Source organism: Agrobacterium sp. CG160-95, assembly GCF_053521725.1.
Genome location: NZ_JBNWDU010000006.1, coordinates 128,128 through 141,869, shown reverse-complemented (window position 1 = coordinate 141,869; position 13,742 = coordinate 128,128). Strand labels below are relative to the sequence as shown.

The 13,742-nt window shown below is 57.5% G+C and carries 14 protein-coding genes; 9 read left to right on the top strand and 5 right to left on the bottom strand.

Going from position 1 to position 13,742, the window contains the following annotated elements:
• Positions 1-17 precede the first annotated feature (17 nt).
• The 7 genes from ACQZ63_RS20350 to ACQZ63_RS20320 all read left to right on the top strand — a co-directional run bounded on the left by ACQZ63_RS20350 (position 18) and on the right by ACQZ63_RS20320 (position 5,827).
• Positions 18-323, top strand: a complete 306-nt coding sequence (locus ACQZ63_RS20350; protein WP_025594571.1) for a 4a-hydroxytetrahydrobiopterin dehydratase — start codon at positions 18-20, stop codon at positions 321-323.
• Positions 324-374: 51 nt separating this feature from the next.
• Positions 375-755, top strand: a complete 381-nt coding sequence (locus ACQZ63_RS20345; RefSeq protein ID WP_003516660.1) for a YkvA family protein — start codon at positions 375-377, stop codon at positions 753-755.
• 298 nt (positions 756-1,053) lie between these two features.
• Entirely contained in the window at positions 1,054-1,557 is a 504-nt protein-coding gene (locus tag ACQZ63_RS20340) for an invasion associated locus B family protein (RefSeq protein WP_003516662.1), read from the top strand.
• A gap of 266 nt (positions 1,558-1,823) precedes the next feature.
• Complete coding sequence (rlmN, locus tag ACQZ63_RS20335) at positions 1,824-2,996, top strand: 23S rRNA (adenine(2503)-C(2))-methyltransferase RlmN (RefSeq protein WP_075807724.1); 1,173 nt, start codon at positions 1,824-1,826, stop codon at positions 2,994-2,996.
• A gap of 108 nt (positions 2,997-3,104) precedes the next feature.
• Complete coding sequence (locus ACQZ63_RS20330; RefSeq protein ID WP_112496290.1) at positions 3,105-4,058, top strand: ABC transporter substrate-binding protein; 954 nt, start codon at positions 3,105-3,107, stop codon at positions 4,056-4,058.
• Positions 4,059-4,154: 96 nt separating this feature from the next.
• On the top strand, positions 4,155-5,036 hold the full coding sequence (locus tag ACQZ63_RS20325) for an ABC transporter permease (protein WP_003516669.1): 882 nt from the start codon (positions 4,155-4,157) through the stop codon (positions 5,034-5,036).
• A complete protein-coding gene (locus tag ACQZ63_RS20320) occupies positions 5,033-5,827 on the top strand; it encodes an ABC transporter ATP-binding protein (protein WP_019566037.1) in 795 nt (264 codons plus the stop codon). Before ACQZ63_RS20325 ends, ACQZ63_RS20320 begins: the two co-directional genes overlap by 4 nt.
• Positions 5,828-5,872: 45 nt before the next feature.
• Here ACQZ63_RS20320 and ACQZ63_RS20315 read toward each other — a convergent pair whose 3' ends face one another.
• Positions 5,873-6,520 (bottom strand): LysE family translocator, encoded by a 648-nt coding sequence (locus tag ACQZ63_RS20315; protein ID WP_003516674.1) that lies wholly within the window; start codon positions 6,518-6,520, stop codon positions 5,873-5,875.
• 151 nt (positions 6,521-6,671) lie between these two features.
• Positions 6,672-7,526 (bottom strand): SDR family NAD(P)-dependent oxidoreductase, encoded by an 855-nt coding sequence (locus ACQZ63_RS20310; RefSeq protein ID WP_003516675.1) that lies wholly within the window; start codon positions 7,524-7,526, stop codon positions 6,672-6,674.
• Between the two features lie 339 nt (positions 7,527-7,865).
• On the opposite strand from ACQZ63_RS20310, the gene ACQZ63_RS20305 reads away from it, so the two are divergent.
• Positions 7,866-9,089: an argininosuccinate synthase gene (locus ACQZ63_RS20305; protein ID WP_111782626.1), complete on the top strand. Its 1,224-nt coding sequence runs from the start codon at positions 7,866-7,868 to the stop codon at positions 9,087-9,089.
• A gap of 55 nt (positions 9,090-9,144) precedes the next feature.
• On the opposite strand, the gene ACQZ63_RS20300 is transcribed toward ACQZ63_RS20305, so the two are convergent.
• The 3 genes from ACQZ63_RS20300 to ACQZ63_RS20290 form a co-directional block, all read right to left on the bottom strand.
• Entirely contained in the window at positions 9,145-10,323 is a 1,179-nt protein-coding gene (locus tag ACQZ63_RS20300; protein ID WP_111782627.1) for a multidrug effflux MFS transporter, read from the bottom strand.
• 20 nt (positions 10,324-10,343) lie between these two features.
• Positions 10,344-10,799, bottom strand: coding sequence for a MarR family winged helix-turn-helix transcriptional regulator (locus tag ACQZ63_RS20295; RefSeq protein WP_003516681.1), 456 nt, complete (start codon positions 10,797-10,799; stop codon positions 10,344-10,346).
• Positions 10,800-10,932: 133 nt separating this feature from the next.
• On the bottom strand, positions 10,933-11,358 hold the full coding sequence (locus ACQZ63_RS20290; protein ID WP_113556154.1) for a hypothetical protein: 426 nt from the start codon (positions 11,356-11,358) through the stop codon (positions 10,933-10,935).
• Between the two features lie 176 nt (positions 11,359-11,534).
• Between ACQZ63_RS20290 and ACQZ63_RS20285 the strand changes: the two genes are divergently transcribed.
• Entirely contained in the window at positions 11,535-13,595 is a 2,061-nt protein-coding gene (locus ACQZ63_RS20285) for a M3 family metallopeptidase (protein WP_113556155.1), read from the top strand.
• Positions 13,596-13,742 lie beyond the last annotated feature (147 nt).

The window sequence follows — 13,742 nt, the reverse complement described above, 5'->3', positions numbered from 1 at the left end:
AAGCGGAGGCAAGATGCATGAAATATCCCAGACTTGAACCGGAAGCCGTCCGGCAGGCGCTTTTAAAACTCGAAGGCTGGTCCTTGCGCGAGGACGGGGCTGCAATCGTCCGGTCGTTCAAATTTGCGAGTTTTGCGGAGGCTTTTGGTTTCATGGCGGAGTCCGCACTCGTGGCAGAAAAGCTCAATCATCATCCAGAATGGTCCAACGTCTATTCGCGCGTCAGGGTCTGCCTCACCACCCACGATTCGCAAGGCGTGACCGAGCGGGATTTCCTGCTCGCGGAGGCCATGCAGAAGGCGGCAACGGGCCGTGGGAATTGAACGGCGGGCTTTAACTCCCATATAATAACCGTGACCGGAGGACCGTCGATCATGGATGATGTGAAAATCGGTGAAATTCTTTTGCCCGGGGAAACGGGCAGCCAGGGCGAACGCGAACGCGTCGTGCGCGCCAAATTCTGGCCGAAGCTTAAGCGTGTGATGACCAAGGTGCCCTTCGCGCGCGATGCGGCAGCAGCCTATTATTGCGCGATCGACCGGGATACGCCGCTGCGTGCCAAGGGCATTATTCTGGCCGCGCTCGCCTACTTCATCATGCCGTTTGATGCCATACCGGACATGCTGGCGGTCGTTGGTTTTACCGACGACATCGCGGTCATTACGGCCGCGCTTGCGATGATCCGCGCCCACATCAAGATGGAGCATTACGATGCAGCGGATGCCATGCTGAAACGGCAGCAGGAGGCCGAATAACACGTCTGTGATGACGAGGCTCTTCGGAGCCGGGCAGGTGACAAATTGTTGCCTGAATTTGTGTGTCATAGACATGACGGGGAGGGCGTGCCACGCCTTTCTTCTCAGGGTGCGGGCGTAGCCGATCTGTAACACTTCAAGACGTTTTCGGCATTTTATACGTGTTGTTGACGGTTTGGTAACCGCTTCCTGACCACAATGAGAAAAGACGATCCGCACCTGAACGTGGCCGATCCATAAACATGGAGCCCGCCGCTGCTTCGGGCCAATGGAAGACAATAACCCGGCAGGAAATTCTATGTTTGTAAGAAGTGTAGCAACCGCAGTGGCCATTTTGCTGACCAGCGTCGGCGTAGCATCTGCACAGTCGCCCACGCGCATCCAGCAGTTCAATGCATGGGGCGCCTATTCGTACAAATCGGGCAACAGCACCGTCTGCTACGTTCTTTCCATCCCCACTTCCAAGGAACCGGCGAGCGTCGATCACGGCGATATCTTCTTCATCGTGTCGCAGCGTCCGGGCCAGAATATTTCCTACGAGCCGCAGGCCATGGTGGGTTACCCGCTGAAGCAGGGCTCCAAGGTCAATGTCACGATCGACAACAAGAACTTCGTGATGTTTACCAAGGACAAGGCTGCCTGGGTTGAAAATGCTGCCGAAGAACCCGCTCTCGTTGCCGCGATGAAGGGCGGCAAGTCGATGACGGTGAAGGCGGTCTCCGGCCGCGGCACCGCGACTTCCTATTCCTATTCGCTTTCGGGCATTTCGGCTGCTTTTAAGCAGATCGAAAGCTGCAAGTAATCCTGACGCTTCGTCAACTTTGTGATTGGCCGGTCATCGACCGGCCATTTGCGTTTTTGCTTGTTTGATGCTAAAGGCGCGGCAACATTGACAGGCGGATGCGCGAAAAGTGCTCCGCCTTTGATTTTCTCGACATGCAGACGATTTTCCGCCTTTCCTAAAGGCCGGTCGTGCGATGCATTGGATGATGGGATAGCGTGATGTCCGTATTGCATGCCCCTGCCGGTCTGGCAGTCAAAACTCCCCTGATCGCCAATAGCGATCTCATGTCCGGCAAGCCGTCGCTGATCGGCATGACGCGTGAGGAAATGGGCGAGGCACTGGCCGAGATCGGCGTGCCGCAGAAGCAGGTGAAGATGCGTGTCAGCCAGTTGTGGAACTGGCTGTATGTGCGCGGCGTCTCGGATTTCGACAACATGACCAATGTTGCCAAGGAACTCAGGGAAAAGCTGAAAGCAGCCTTCACCATTGCCCGCCCGGAAATCGTCGAGGAGCAGATTTCCAACGACGGCACCCGCAAATGGCTGATGCGTTTTCCGCCGCGCGGTGCGGGACGTCCTGTCGAGATCGAGACGGTCTATATTCCCGAAGAAGGACGCGGCACGCTTTGCATTTCGAGCCAGGTGGGCTGTTCGCTGACGTGTTCCTTCTGTCACACGGGCACGCAGCGTCTGGTGCGTAACCTGACGGCCGAGGAAATTCTCTCCCAGCTTCTGCTCGCCCGCGACCGGCTCGGTGATTTTCCTGACGGTTCGACGCCGGTCGGCGCCTACGTGCCGAGTGAAGGCCGCAAGGTCTCCAACATCGTGATGATGGGCATGGGCGAACCGCTCTACAATTTCGAACATGTGAAGACTGCACTTCTGATCGCCACCGATGGTGACGGCCTGTCGCTCTCCAAGCGTCGCGTGACCCTGTCCACCTCGGGTGTCGTGCCGGAAATCTTCCGCACGGGCGATGAGATCGGCGTCATGCTGGCGATTTCACTGCATGCGGTGCGCGACGATCTGCGCGACATGCTGGTGCCGATCAACAAGAAGTACCCGCTGAAGGAGCTGATCGAGGCTTGCCGCAATTATCCGGGTGTCTCCAACGCCCGCCGCATTACTTTCGAATATGTGATGCTGAAGGATGTGAACGACAGTCTGGAAGACGCCAAGATGCTGGTGCAGCTTCTGAGGGGCGTTCCAGCCAAGATCAATCTCATTCCTTTCAATCCGTGGCCAGGCACGAATTACCAGTGCTCAGAATGGGCGCAGATCGAGAAGTTCGCGGATTTCATCAATCAGGCGGGTTACGCTTCGCCGATCCGTACGCCGCGCGGCCGCGATATTCTCGCTGCCTGCGGCCAGCTGAAATCGGAATCCGAGCGCATGCGCAAAACCGAAAGGCTGGCTTTCGAAGCGATGATGATTGCCAACCACGGTGCGGACGACTGAATCGACGCCAATCGCGGCAGAAAGCTTGGTTCGTTACGGTTCTTTGATTGATTTCGGGCGGTCTTGTTTCTAATAAGACGGCAATAAGAAACCAACTGGAGGATACCTATGCGTGCATTCATTCTGGCGCTCGCAGCCGCGAGCGCCCTCGTTGTGCCAGCCAAGGCTGAAAACGTCACCGTTGCCGTCACCGCCATTGTCGAACATCCGGCGCTTGACGCCGCACGTGACGGCGTCAAGGCAGCGCTTGCCGAAGCCGGTTACAAGGAAGGCGAGAACCTCAAGTTCCTCTACGAGTCCGCGCAGGGCAATCCAGGCACCGCAGCGCAGATTGCGCGTCAGTTCGTGGGCGAAGCCCCCAATGTCATCGTGCCGATCTCCACACCGTCCGCCCAGGCTGTCGTTGCAGCGACGCGCGACATTCCGGTTGTCTTCACGGCTGTTTCCGATCCGGTTGGCGCACAGCTCGTTAAGGACATGCAAAAGCCCGGCCGCAACGTGACCGGACTTTCCGACATGCTGCCGGTTGCTGAGCACCTGGCGCTGATCAAGGAAATTTCGCCCAACGCCAAGTCCATCGGCTTTATCTACAACTCCGCCGAGGCCAACTCCGTCTCGACGCTTGCAGCGCTGAAGGCTGAGGCCGAAAAGGCCGGCCTGAAGGTCGTTGAATCTGTCGCCACAAAATCCGCCGAAGTGCAGGGCGCGACGCGCGCACTGGTCGGCAAGGCCGACGTGATCTACGTGCCGACCGACAATACCATCGTTTCCGCTTTCGAGGCGGCAGCTGGCGTTGCGAGTGAGGCGAAAATTCCGCTTTATGCCGCCGATACGGATTCCGTTGCGCGCGGTGCGGTTGCGGCTCTCGGCTTCAATTATTTCGACGTTGGCAAGCAGACCGGCGCTGTCGTTGTTCGCATTCTCAAGGGTGAGAAGCCCGGCGACATTCCGGCAACCGTTGCCGTCGGCACCGATCTGGTGATCAACAAGAAGGCTGCTGAAAAAGCTGGCGTCACCTTCCCCGAAAGCGTGACGAAGCGCGCCACCAAGGTCATCGACTAAACCGGACTTCGGGCGGCGGTCACTCGCCGCCCGTTTTGCGCGGCACGCAATGGTGCCCGTATCCGCCGACGCGGCGGCAATAACAAGGACATTACCGTGAGCCAAATCGCTTTCTGGGGTGCCGTGGAACTGGGACTGGTCTTCGCCTTCGTGGCGATCGGCGTCTATCTCGCTTTCCGGGTACTTGATTTTCCTGATCTGACCGTTGACGGTTCCTTTCCGCTCGGCGCAGCCGTTGCGGCCGTGATGATCATCGCCGGTCTCAATGCCTGGGTCGCGACGGCGATTGCGATGGTTGCGGGCGCCGGTGCTGGCATCGTTACGGCCACGCTCAACGTTCGGTTCAAGATACTCAACCTGCTTGCGTCAATCCTGACGATGATCGCGCTGTTTTCGGTGAACCTTCGGGTGATGGGAAAACCGAATGTGGCGCTGCTCAATCAGGATACGATGATCTCGCCGTTCTACGGTCTCGGTCTCTCCGAATATCTCGTGCGGCCACTCTTTATCGGCGTTCTGGTATTGCTCGCTGTCATTCTCGTCTGGCGTTTCCTTGAGAGCGACGCGGGCCTTGCCATGCGGGCGACGGGCGCGAATGCGCGGATGGCGCGCGCCCAAGGGGTGAAGACCGGCAACCAGATCTATCTTGGCATGGCGCTTTCGAATGCACTGGTCGCGCTCGGCGGCGCGCTTTTTGCGCAGACCAATGGCTTTGCCGATGTGACTGCCGGTGTCGGCACCATCGTCGTCGGGCTTGCGGCCGTCATCATCGGCGAAACGCTGTTTGGCTCGCGGGGCATTCTGATTGCGCTCATCGGGTGTGTTTTCGGCTCCATCGCCTACCGCCTTGCCATCCAGCTCGCTTTGTCGAGCGATGTGCTGGGTCTCAAGGCCTCCGATCTCAATTTCGTTACGGCGGTATTGGTAGCCATTGCATTGATCCTGCCTCGACTACGCCGCGGGGGAGCAACATCGTGATTTCCCTTTCCGACATTCAGGTCATCTTCGGGCGTGGCACACCGCTGCAAAAGCAGGCCCTGGCCAAGATCGATCTTACCATCGAGGATGGTTCCTTCGTTACCGTGATCGGCTCCAACGGTGCCGGCAAATCCACGCTTCTCGGCGTTCTCGCGGGCGATGTCCTGCCTACGGCCGGAAAGGTGATGGTTGGTGGCGCCGATGTCACACGCAAAACGACCGCCAGCCGGGCTGGGCGGGTGGCGCGCGTGTTTCAGGACCCACTGGCTGGCAGCTGTGGCGCGCTCACAATTGAGGAGAACCTTGCGCTCGCGGCGTCTCGCGGAGAGCGTCGCGGCTTGTTGCCGGCGCTTGGGCGCGGCAGGCGGGATTTCTTCCGGGAGCGTATCGCTTCGCTCAATCTCGGTCTGGAAAATCGTTTGAAGGACCGCATGGACCTGTTGTCCGGCGGGCAAAGGCAGGCGGTCTCGCTTGTCATGGCAACGCTTTCCGGTTCGGACGTGTTGCTGCTTGACGAACATACGGCAGCACTCGATCCCGGCATGGCGGAGTTCGTGATGGAGCTGACCCGCAAGGTGGTTTCCGAGCGCAAGCTGACGACGCTGATGGTTACCCATTCCATGCGTCAGGCGCTGGACTATGGCGACCGCACGATCATGCTGCACGCCGGTGAGATCGTGCTCGATGTGTCCGGCGAAAGCCGCAAGGGTCTTCAGGTCGAAGATCTTATCGACATGTTCCGCAAGATACGCGGCCAGACGCTTGATGACGATGAGCTATTGATTGGCTGATGAGTTATCCGAAAGGCGCCTGCGGGCGCCTTTTCTATTTGTGCGTCATCGCGTCTGGGTGAGGAAAATCTTGACGGCGAAAAGCGAAAATACACCGGCGATCGTATAATCCAGCCCGCGCAGAACCTTCTTGTTGCGCTGGAGCCAGGCCGACAGCACATCGGCGGCAACGACGATGCCGATGCCGATCGGCAGCGCCACGATGATTGACCAGAGCCCAAGGAAAATAAGCTTGCCGGTGACATGCGGATCGGATGCGCTGACGAATTGCGGCAGGAAGGTCATGAAAAAGATGATGACCTTTGGATTGAGCAGATTGACCCAAATACCGTTCAGCAAGGCGGATTTCAGTGAGGATTGCTGTTTTTCGCCCGTGGTCTTGACCATCACGAAATCCGAGCCCTTGCGGATCGCCTGAATGGCGAGCCAGACAAGATAGGCGGCCCCGCCGGTCTTCAGGATGAGGAAGGCTGTCGGCGATGCGACGATGAGGGCCGCGACGCCGAAGGCAACCAGCATTGTATGCACGGTAATACCGAGATTGGTGCCCACAAGGGTCATGAAACCCGCTGCCCGGCCCTCGCGTATTGACCGGCTGATCCATAGCGTCATGTCAGGCCCGGGCGTTACCGCCAGAAGCAGGATGGCGACGGTGAAGGCGGCAAGTGTTGGCAGGCTCGGAACGAAATCCATCGCGGCACCCGTAAAGCTGGAGACTGCCGTTGCTTAACGCGAATTCGCGTTTCTGCCAATGTTTTTGCGCGCCGGGACATTGGTACGAAAACCGGAGATGATCAAAAGTGGATAGCCGCCGCAACTTTCAAAGTGCGGCGGCGTCGGGCGATCAGTTTTTGAGGAAGCTGGTGAAGGCGGCGGAATATTCGGTGTGCCAGCGCGACAGTGGCGGACGATTTTGGACGATGTCTTGAGCTGCCCACAGAATGCGTTTCTCGTCCGTCGGGCGATCCACTTCGCCATCCGGGCAGAGAATGTAGAAATCGCCCCTGGCGATGCTCTCGATCATGAAATCAACGGTTTGCTCGCCGGTCCAGGCTCCTGCTGGTTTTTCCGTCCTGCCATTTGCCGTGAGGCCGGTAAAGACGAAACCGGGGATCAGGAGATGGGCGGAAACCGCGCTGTTCGGAATATTGCGCAGCTCGTGCTGTAGCGCTTCCGTGAAGGCTTTGACGCCGGCCTTCGAGACATTATAGGCCGGATCGCCCGGCGGGGTGGTGATGCCCTGTTTCGAACCGGTATTGATGATGAGCGCGGCCTCGCCATGGGCGACCATGCCCTGCCCAAACACCCGGCTGCCGTTCACGACACCCATCAGGTTGACGTTGATGACTTTTTCCCAGTTGGCCTGAGCCCCGAAGATGGCGCTGCCCGGCTGGATGCCGGCATTGTTCATCAACACATGAACCCGCCCGAAACGCTGGATGACAGCGCGTTCCAGCGCCTCCAGCTCATCGAGTTTCGACACGTCGGTCGGTATTGCGACGATCTGTGCTTCGCCGTCCTTTGCGATGGTCAGAATATCAGCATGCGCTGCGGCAAGCCTGTCACCGTCAAGATCGACGAGGACGACGCTCATGCCGAAACCGGCAAATTTCCGGGCCGCGGCAAGTCCGATACCGGAGGCCGCGCCGGTGATGACGGCGACATTATCTTCCTTGAATGCGGGGTGGATGGTCGTCATAGGTTTTCCTTTCGCGTCGTTTTGTGCTGTTTCCAGCCGTTTGCAACGTTGCCTGAACCCTGAGTGGCTTCATTCACGGTCTTCAAGTTGATCGCGCCGCTTCATGTTAAAGCGCGAAATCGCATAATGCATGTGACAATTCGTTCGTTCCAGTCATGACGCGCTGTTGCGGGGATCTGACCTTTCGCAAATGCCTATTGCCCTTTCGTCCTATTCGTTGTTTTGTCGGGCATCTTTTCCGAAAATCGCTTCACAGTTTTCGGGTTGCACTGTAAAAGTGCCGAAATCCCAAGGAAATGGCGGTACCCCGATGCCGTCATCATGCAGATGGACATCATAATGGCACTCCCGAAAGACGTTAAGAAAGTCGTTCTCGCCTATTCCGGCGGCCTCGACACCTCGATCATCCTGAAGTGGCTTCAGACGGAACTCGGCGCTGAGGTCGTGACCTTTACCGCCGATCTCGGCCAGGGCGAAGAGCTTGAGCCGGCGCGCAAGAAGGCCGAAATGCTGGGCATCAAGGAAATCTTCGTCGAGGACGTCCGCGAAGAGTTCGTGCGTGATTTCGTTTTTCCGATGTTCCGTGCCAACGCCGTTTATGAAGGTGTCTATCTGCTCGGTACCTCCATCGCCCGCCCGCTGATTTCCAAGCACCTGATCGAGATCGCCAAGAAGACCGGTGCCGATGCCATTGCGCATGGCGCCACCGGCAAGGGCAACGACCAGGTCCGTTTCGAGCTTTCGGCCTATGCGCTGAACCCGGATATCAAGATCATCGCCCCATGGCGCGACTGGACTTTCAAGAGCCGGACCGACCTTCTGGAATTTGCCGAAAAGAACCAGATTCCCGTGGCCAAGGACAAGAAGGGCGAAGCGCCGTTCTCCGTCGACGCCAACCTGCTGCACTCCTCGTCCGAGGGTAAGGTTCTGGAAGACCCGGCTAAGGAAGCTCCGGAATATGTGCACATGCGCACCATTTCCCCGGAAGCGGCGCCTGACAAGGCAACCGTTATCAAGGTCGGTTTCCGCAAGGGTGATGCCTGCTCCATCAACGGTGTGGAAATGTCGCCTGCCACGCTTCTGGCGACGCTCAACAATTATGGTCGCGAAAACGGCATCGGCCGTCTCGATCTGGTCGAGAACCGCTTCGTCGGCATGAAGTCGCGTGGCGTCTACGAAACGCCCGGCGGCACCATCCTGCTGGCTGCGCATCGTGCGATCGAATCCATCACGCTCGACCGGGGTGCCGCGCATCTGAAGGACGATCTGATGCCGCGTTACGCCGAACTCATCTATTACGGCTTCTGGTTCTCGCCCGAGCGCGAGATGCTGCAGGCCCTGATCGACAAGAGCCAGGAGCATGTGGAAGGTGAAGTGACGCTGAAGCTCTACAAGGGCAATGTCATGGTGACCGGCCGCGAGAGCGCGAAGTCGCTCTATTCCGACGCGCTGGTGACGTTCGAGGACGACCACGGTGCTTATGACCAGAAGGACGCGGCTGGCTTCATCAAGCTCAATGCCCTGCGCCTGCGCACCCTGGCGAAGCGTAATCTCGGCAAGTAATTCTGCTGAAGTATGAATTGGAAAAACCCGCAGGTGGCAACGCCTGCGGGTTTTTTCATGTCTCTCTTCTGGAAACGGCGCGAAAGCCGATGTAGCTGGCAACGGCCACGAATTCCATAACCGGAATGATGATGCCGAAGCTAGTCAGCGGGGAACCTATGAGCGAGGCCATTGCCCCACCCGCAAAACCAGATCCCATCTGGATGAAACCCATCATGGCCGATGCCGAGCCGGCGATATGCGGGAAGGGGGCGAGGGCCGCCGTGACCATCGAAGGCGTCAACAGCGCGATCCCGACGGTCGCCACTGCGACGGGCCCCATGATGGAGAGGAAGGATGGCGGCACGAGGAAAACCGACAGCATGATGAGAAGACCGCCCGTGCCGGAAAAACAAAGGCCAAGCACGACGGAACGCCGGTCGCCCAGTCTTGGCGCGATGTAACGCAACGCAATCGAACCGAAGAAATAGGCGCCTGTTTGCATCAGCATGCCGACACCGAAGGCCGTGGGGGACATGCCGACTTCGTTGATGAGGATGAAGGTCAGCATGGTGGCTTGCGCATAAAGTGCGCCGATGGAGCCGCCGAGCACGAGGGCGGCCAGAAGAAAACGCGGCTGCTTTAGCAATGTGCCATAGGCAGACAGAAGGTGTCGGGGTCGGATCCTGGTTTTGTCAGGCACCGTCGTTTCACGCAGAAAAAGCACCACCGAAAGGATGGCGATAGCTCCGAGACCGGCCATGAGGAAAAACACCGATTGCCAGCCAAAAGCCGCAAGTGACAGACCACCGATCGTCGGCCCCATCGCAGGGCCGATCGCCAGCATGATGCCGATGAGGTTCATGATGCTGGAGGCTTCCGGGCCGGTGAACTGATCGCGCACCACGGCGCGCGCAACAGTCATGCCAACGGAAGCGCCGATGCCCTGAACGAGGCGCGCGAACAGCAGCACTTCGATGGTTGGGGCCAAGAGGGCGAGCACACCACCGCCCAGAAAGATCGACAGGAAGACGAGGCTCGCCTTGCGCCGCCCGAAGGCATCGGATGCCGGCCCGGCAAGCAATTGGGCTAAGGCAAAACCGGCAAAATAGAGCGAGAGGCTGAGTTTTATGGCAGATTCGGTGGTTGCGAAAACCCGTGTCAGTTCCGGCATGGCCGGCGTGTAAATCGACATGGAAATGGGCGCCAGCGCTGTCAGCAATGCTCCGAGCAAAGCCGTGCGTTTTCTGGACATGATCGTTTTCGACATTGCGATCAGCCGTTCTGGCCCTGCTGTTCCGGTTGCAGATTGTTGCGAAGTGTCTGCAGGAAGCTACGGAAAAGCGCGACTTCCTCTTCGTTCAGCCCCTGTGTGGCCTGAAGAACGAGCTGGTCGATTTCATGACCGACAGCTTCTAGCATGTCGGCGGAGGTTTTCGTCAGGACGATACGTTTGGAACGCCTGTCCTGCGGGTCCTGCTGGCGTTCTATCAGATTGAGTGACTGCAACTTGTCGAGATAGGCGCAGATCGTCATGGGTTCGATGCCGAGACGGGCGGCGATGTCAGCCTGTTTGCTGCCATCGATAACCGCAACTGTCAGCAATGCTCTTGCTTCGCCGGGGGTAAGGCCCAGTCCGGCTTCCGAGATACGGCGCTCAAATGCACTGTTCAGCAGGCGTGCGCCGCTGTTCAGCAAAAATGCCAATGAATCTTTTTCGCGTGTGCCCATGCTTCGCCTTTTGGTAAGTCAGCCTTACTAAGTTTCGGACGATAAGCAATGGCGCATAAATCATATTATCGAAAATTGCGTAAAGTATTCGTCAGTTTGATTGCGGGACGTCCAACAACATTGCCTGTCATCGTCACGTCGAAGCAAAAAAAGACAATACGTCCTGCATTTTTTCCACTTCATCCGTCGTGCCAATGGAACGGGCAATCTCGATCCGTTCAGAAAAATACGTCACAAAGTCGAAATCCGTGTCGTCGGTCACGTCGGCAATGTCAATCACCTCGCCATTGGCATTCAGCGTCTGTGCCGGAAGTTCGGACGAAAGCTCAAGCCAGGTATCGTGGCTGATTTTTCCGGTATCGTAATATTCCTGCGCGATTTCCCGCAATTGCCGGGGGCTGACACGGGTGAAATCGATGCGGTCTATCGTTTCTTCAAAGCCGGTGGCCGCGTCGGATGGGGCTGCCTTGCCGAAATCGGGGCTTCCCACGGGTCTGCTGTTTTTGGGATTGTCCCTGAAAAGGAAACTATTGGCAGACCTTAAAGAATAAATCTCCATAATACATATCTCCATCATGGGATATTATTGCGAGAAATCAAAACATGCCGTCGTCATGCCGGTCAATACTTGGCGGTGTTGACGATCATGTCTTCCACACCAAATTCCGGCATATTGAATTGGCGGTGGAGGCATGCCCATATGGGCGTAAACCGGAATTGTACAAGGAAGATGAAATGCCATCCACGACCGCGCCCTATCCCGCACTCGTTACCTGGAACGGTCAGAACGGTCTGCCGAAATTCGATGCGGTCAAGGATGAGGATTTTGCTCCGGCCTTTGAAGCCGCCCTTTTGTCCCATGAACAGGAAATCGATGCGATTGCCGGCAATCCGCAGGCGCCGACCTTCGAAAACACCGTGACCGCGCTTGAAATCGCCGGCGACGAACTCTCGCGCATTTCGGCCCTGTTCTGGAACAAGGCGGGTGCCCACACCAACAGTGTCATTCAGGCACTGGAGCGGGAAATCGCGCCGAAAATGTCACGGCACTATTCCAAGATCGGCATGAACGAGGCGCTGTTCAGACGCATCGACACGCTGTGGGAAACGCGCGATGCGCTTTCCCTGACCGGCGAGGAAAAACGCGTTCTCGAACGGCACTGGAAGGGTTTCGTGCGCTCCGGCGCAAAGTTGCAGAAGGACCGTCAGGAGCGTCTGGCGGCCATCAATGAAGAGCTTGCCGGTCTCGGCGCCAAATTCGGGCAGAATGTTCTGGCGGATGAAAAGAGCTGGAAACTTCTGCTTTCTACCGACGACGAGCTTTCCGGCATTCCCGGTTTTCTGCGTGATGCCATGGCGGGTGCCGCGCGCGAACATGGCGAAGAAGGCAAATTTGCCGTTACCCTTTCCCGCTCCATCATCGAGCCATTCCTGACCTTCTCCGAACGCCGCGACTTGCGCGAGCAAGCCTTCAAGGCCTGGGTGGCTCGCGGCGAAAATGGTGGCGATACCGACAACCGCGCAACCGTCCGCCGTACGCTGGAACTGCGTGAGGAAAAGGCACAGCTTCTCGGCTACAAGAATTTTGCTGCCTACAAGCTGGACGACACGATGGCAAAAACGCCGGATGCCGTGAACGGTCTTCTGGGCCAGGTCTGGGAAAAGGCCGTGCTGCGCGCAGGTGAGGAGGAGGCTGAACTTGCCGCCATCATCGCCGCGGAGGGCAAGAACCACGAGGTGATGCCCTGGGACTGGCGCCATTACGCCGAAAAGCTGCGGGCACAGAAATTCAGCTTCTCCGAGACCGAATTGAAGCCGTATCTGCAATTGGAAAAGATCATCGATGCGTGTTTCGATGTGGCCAACCGGCTTTTTGCAATTCGTGCCGTCGAGATCAAGGGTGTCGCCGCCTATCATCCCGATGTGCGGGTTTTTGAAATCCGCGACGACAAGGGCGACCTGAAAGCCATGTTCCTCGGCGATTATTTCGCCCGCCCGTCCAAGCGTTCCGGCGCGTGGATGAGTTCGTTCCAGTCGCAGCACAAGCTGCCTTTGAAGAACGGCACTGTCGGTGAAATACCGATCATCTACAATGTCTGCAATTTTGCAAAACCGGCAGAGGGAAAGCCTGCGCTGCTTTCGCTCGATGATGCGCGCACGCTGTTTCACGAATTCGGCCACGCCCTGCACGGCATGTTATCTGATGTCACCTATCCTTCAGTTTCCGGAACGGGTGTGTCGCGCGATTTCGTCGAGTTGCCGTCGCAGCTTTACGAACACTGGCTGACCGTGCCGGAAATTCTGGAGAAATATGCCCTGCATTATGAAACCGGGGCACCTATGCCAAAGGCGCTGCTGGACAAGGTTCTGGCAGCACAGACCTTCAATGCCGGTTTCAGCACGGTGGAATTCACTTCTTCGGCCATCGTCGATATGGCGTTCCACACCCGTGACAGCGTCGGCGATCCCATGGTCGTACAAGGTGAGGTGCTTTCCGCCCTGAACATGCCGAAGTCCATCGTCATGCGGCATGCGACGCCACATTTCCAGCATGTGTTTTCCGGTGATGGTTATTCGGCCGGTTATTATTCTTACATGTGGTCGGAGGTGCTGGATGCCGACGCATTTTCTGCCTTCGAGGAAACCGGCAACGCCTTCGATGGTGAAATGGCGCGTAAGCTGAAAGAGAATATCTATTCAGTCGGTGGCTCGATCGATCCGGAGGAGGCCTATCTCGCTTTTCGCGGCAAGATGCCAAGTCCCGATGCCATGCTTTTGAAGCGCGGCCTCGTATAAAAGACTGTCATATTCTTGAGCTAGAACCTGAGCGCAGGGGGCATATGACAATGCCCCCCTTTCGCATTTGCAAAAAAAAGGTTATGAGCGCGCCAAACTAAATTGGCGCATCTCACGACGGTAGCGCCCAACCTCAGAGATTTTGAA

What these genes read in the sequence shown, in the direction of transcription:
- ACQZ63_RS20290 (WP_113556154.1), bottom strand. Translation starts at nt 11,358, where the DNA reads ATGGAGATTTATTCTTTAAGGTCTGCCAATAGTTTCCTTTTCAGGGAC.
- ACQZ63_RS20295 (WP_003516681.1), bottom strand. Translation starts at nt 10,799, where the DNA reads ATGGGCACACGCGAAAAAGATTCATTGGCATTTTTGCTGAACAGCGGC.
- ACQZ63_RS20285 (WP_113556155.1), top strand. Translation starts at nt 11,535, where the DNA reads ATGCCATCCACGACCGCGCCCTATCCCGCACTCGTTACCTGGAACGGT.
- rlmN (WP_075807724.1), top strand. Translation starts at nt 1,824, where the DNA reads ATGTCCGGCAAGCCGTCGCTGATCGGCATGACGCGTGAGGAAATGGGC.
- ACQZ63_RS20310 (WP_003516675.1), bottom strand. Translation starts at nt 7,526, where the DNA reads ATGACGACCATCCACCCCGCATTCAAGGAAGATAATGTCGCCGTCATC.
- ACQZ63_RS20330 (WP_112496290.1), top strand. Translation starts at nt 3,105, where the DNA reads ATGCGTGCATTCATTCTGGCGCTCGCAGCCGCGAGCGCCCTCGTTGTG.
- ACQZ63_RS20315 (WP_003516674.1), bottom strand. Translation starts at nt 6,520, where the DNA reads ATGGATTTCGTTCCGAGCCTGCCAACACTTGCCGCCTTCACCGTCGCC.
- ACQZ63_RS20300 (WP_111782627.1), bottom strand. Translation starts at nt 10,323, where the DNA reads ATGTCCAGAAAACGCACGGCTTTGCTCGGAGCATTGCTGACAGCGCTG.
- ACQZ63_RS20345 (WP_003516660.1), top strand. Translation starts at nt 375, where the DNA reads ATGGATGATGTGAAAATCGGTGAAATTCTTTTGCCCGGGGAAACGGGC.
- ACQZ63_RS20305 (WP_111782626.1), top strand. Translation starts at nt 7,866, where the DNA reads ATGGCACTCCCGAAAGACGTTAAGAAAGTCGTTCTCGCCTATTCCGGC.
- ACQZ63_RS20340 (WP_003516662.1), top strand. Translation starts at nt 1,054, where the DNA reads ATGTTTGTAAGAAGTGTAGCAACCGCAGTGGCCATTTTGCTGACCAGC.
- ACQZ63_RS20350 (WP_025594571.1), top strand. Translation starts at nt 18, where the DNA reads ATGAAATATCCCAGACTTGAACCGGAAGCCGTCCGGCAGGCGCTTTTA.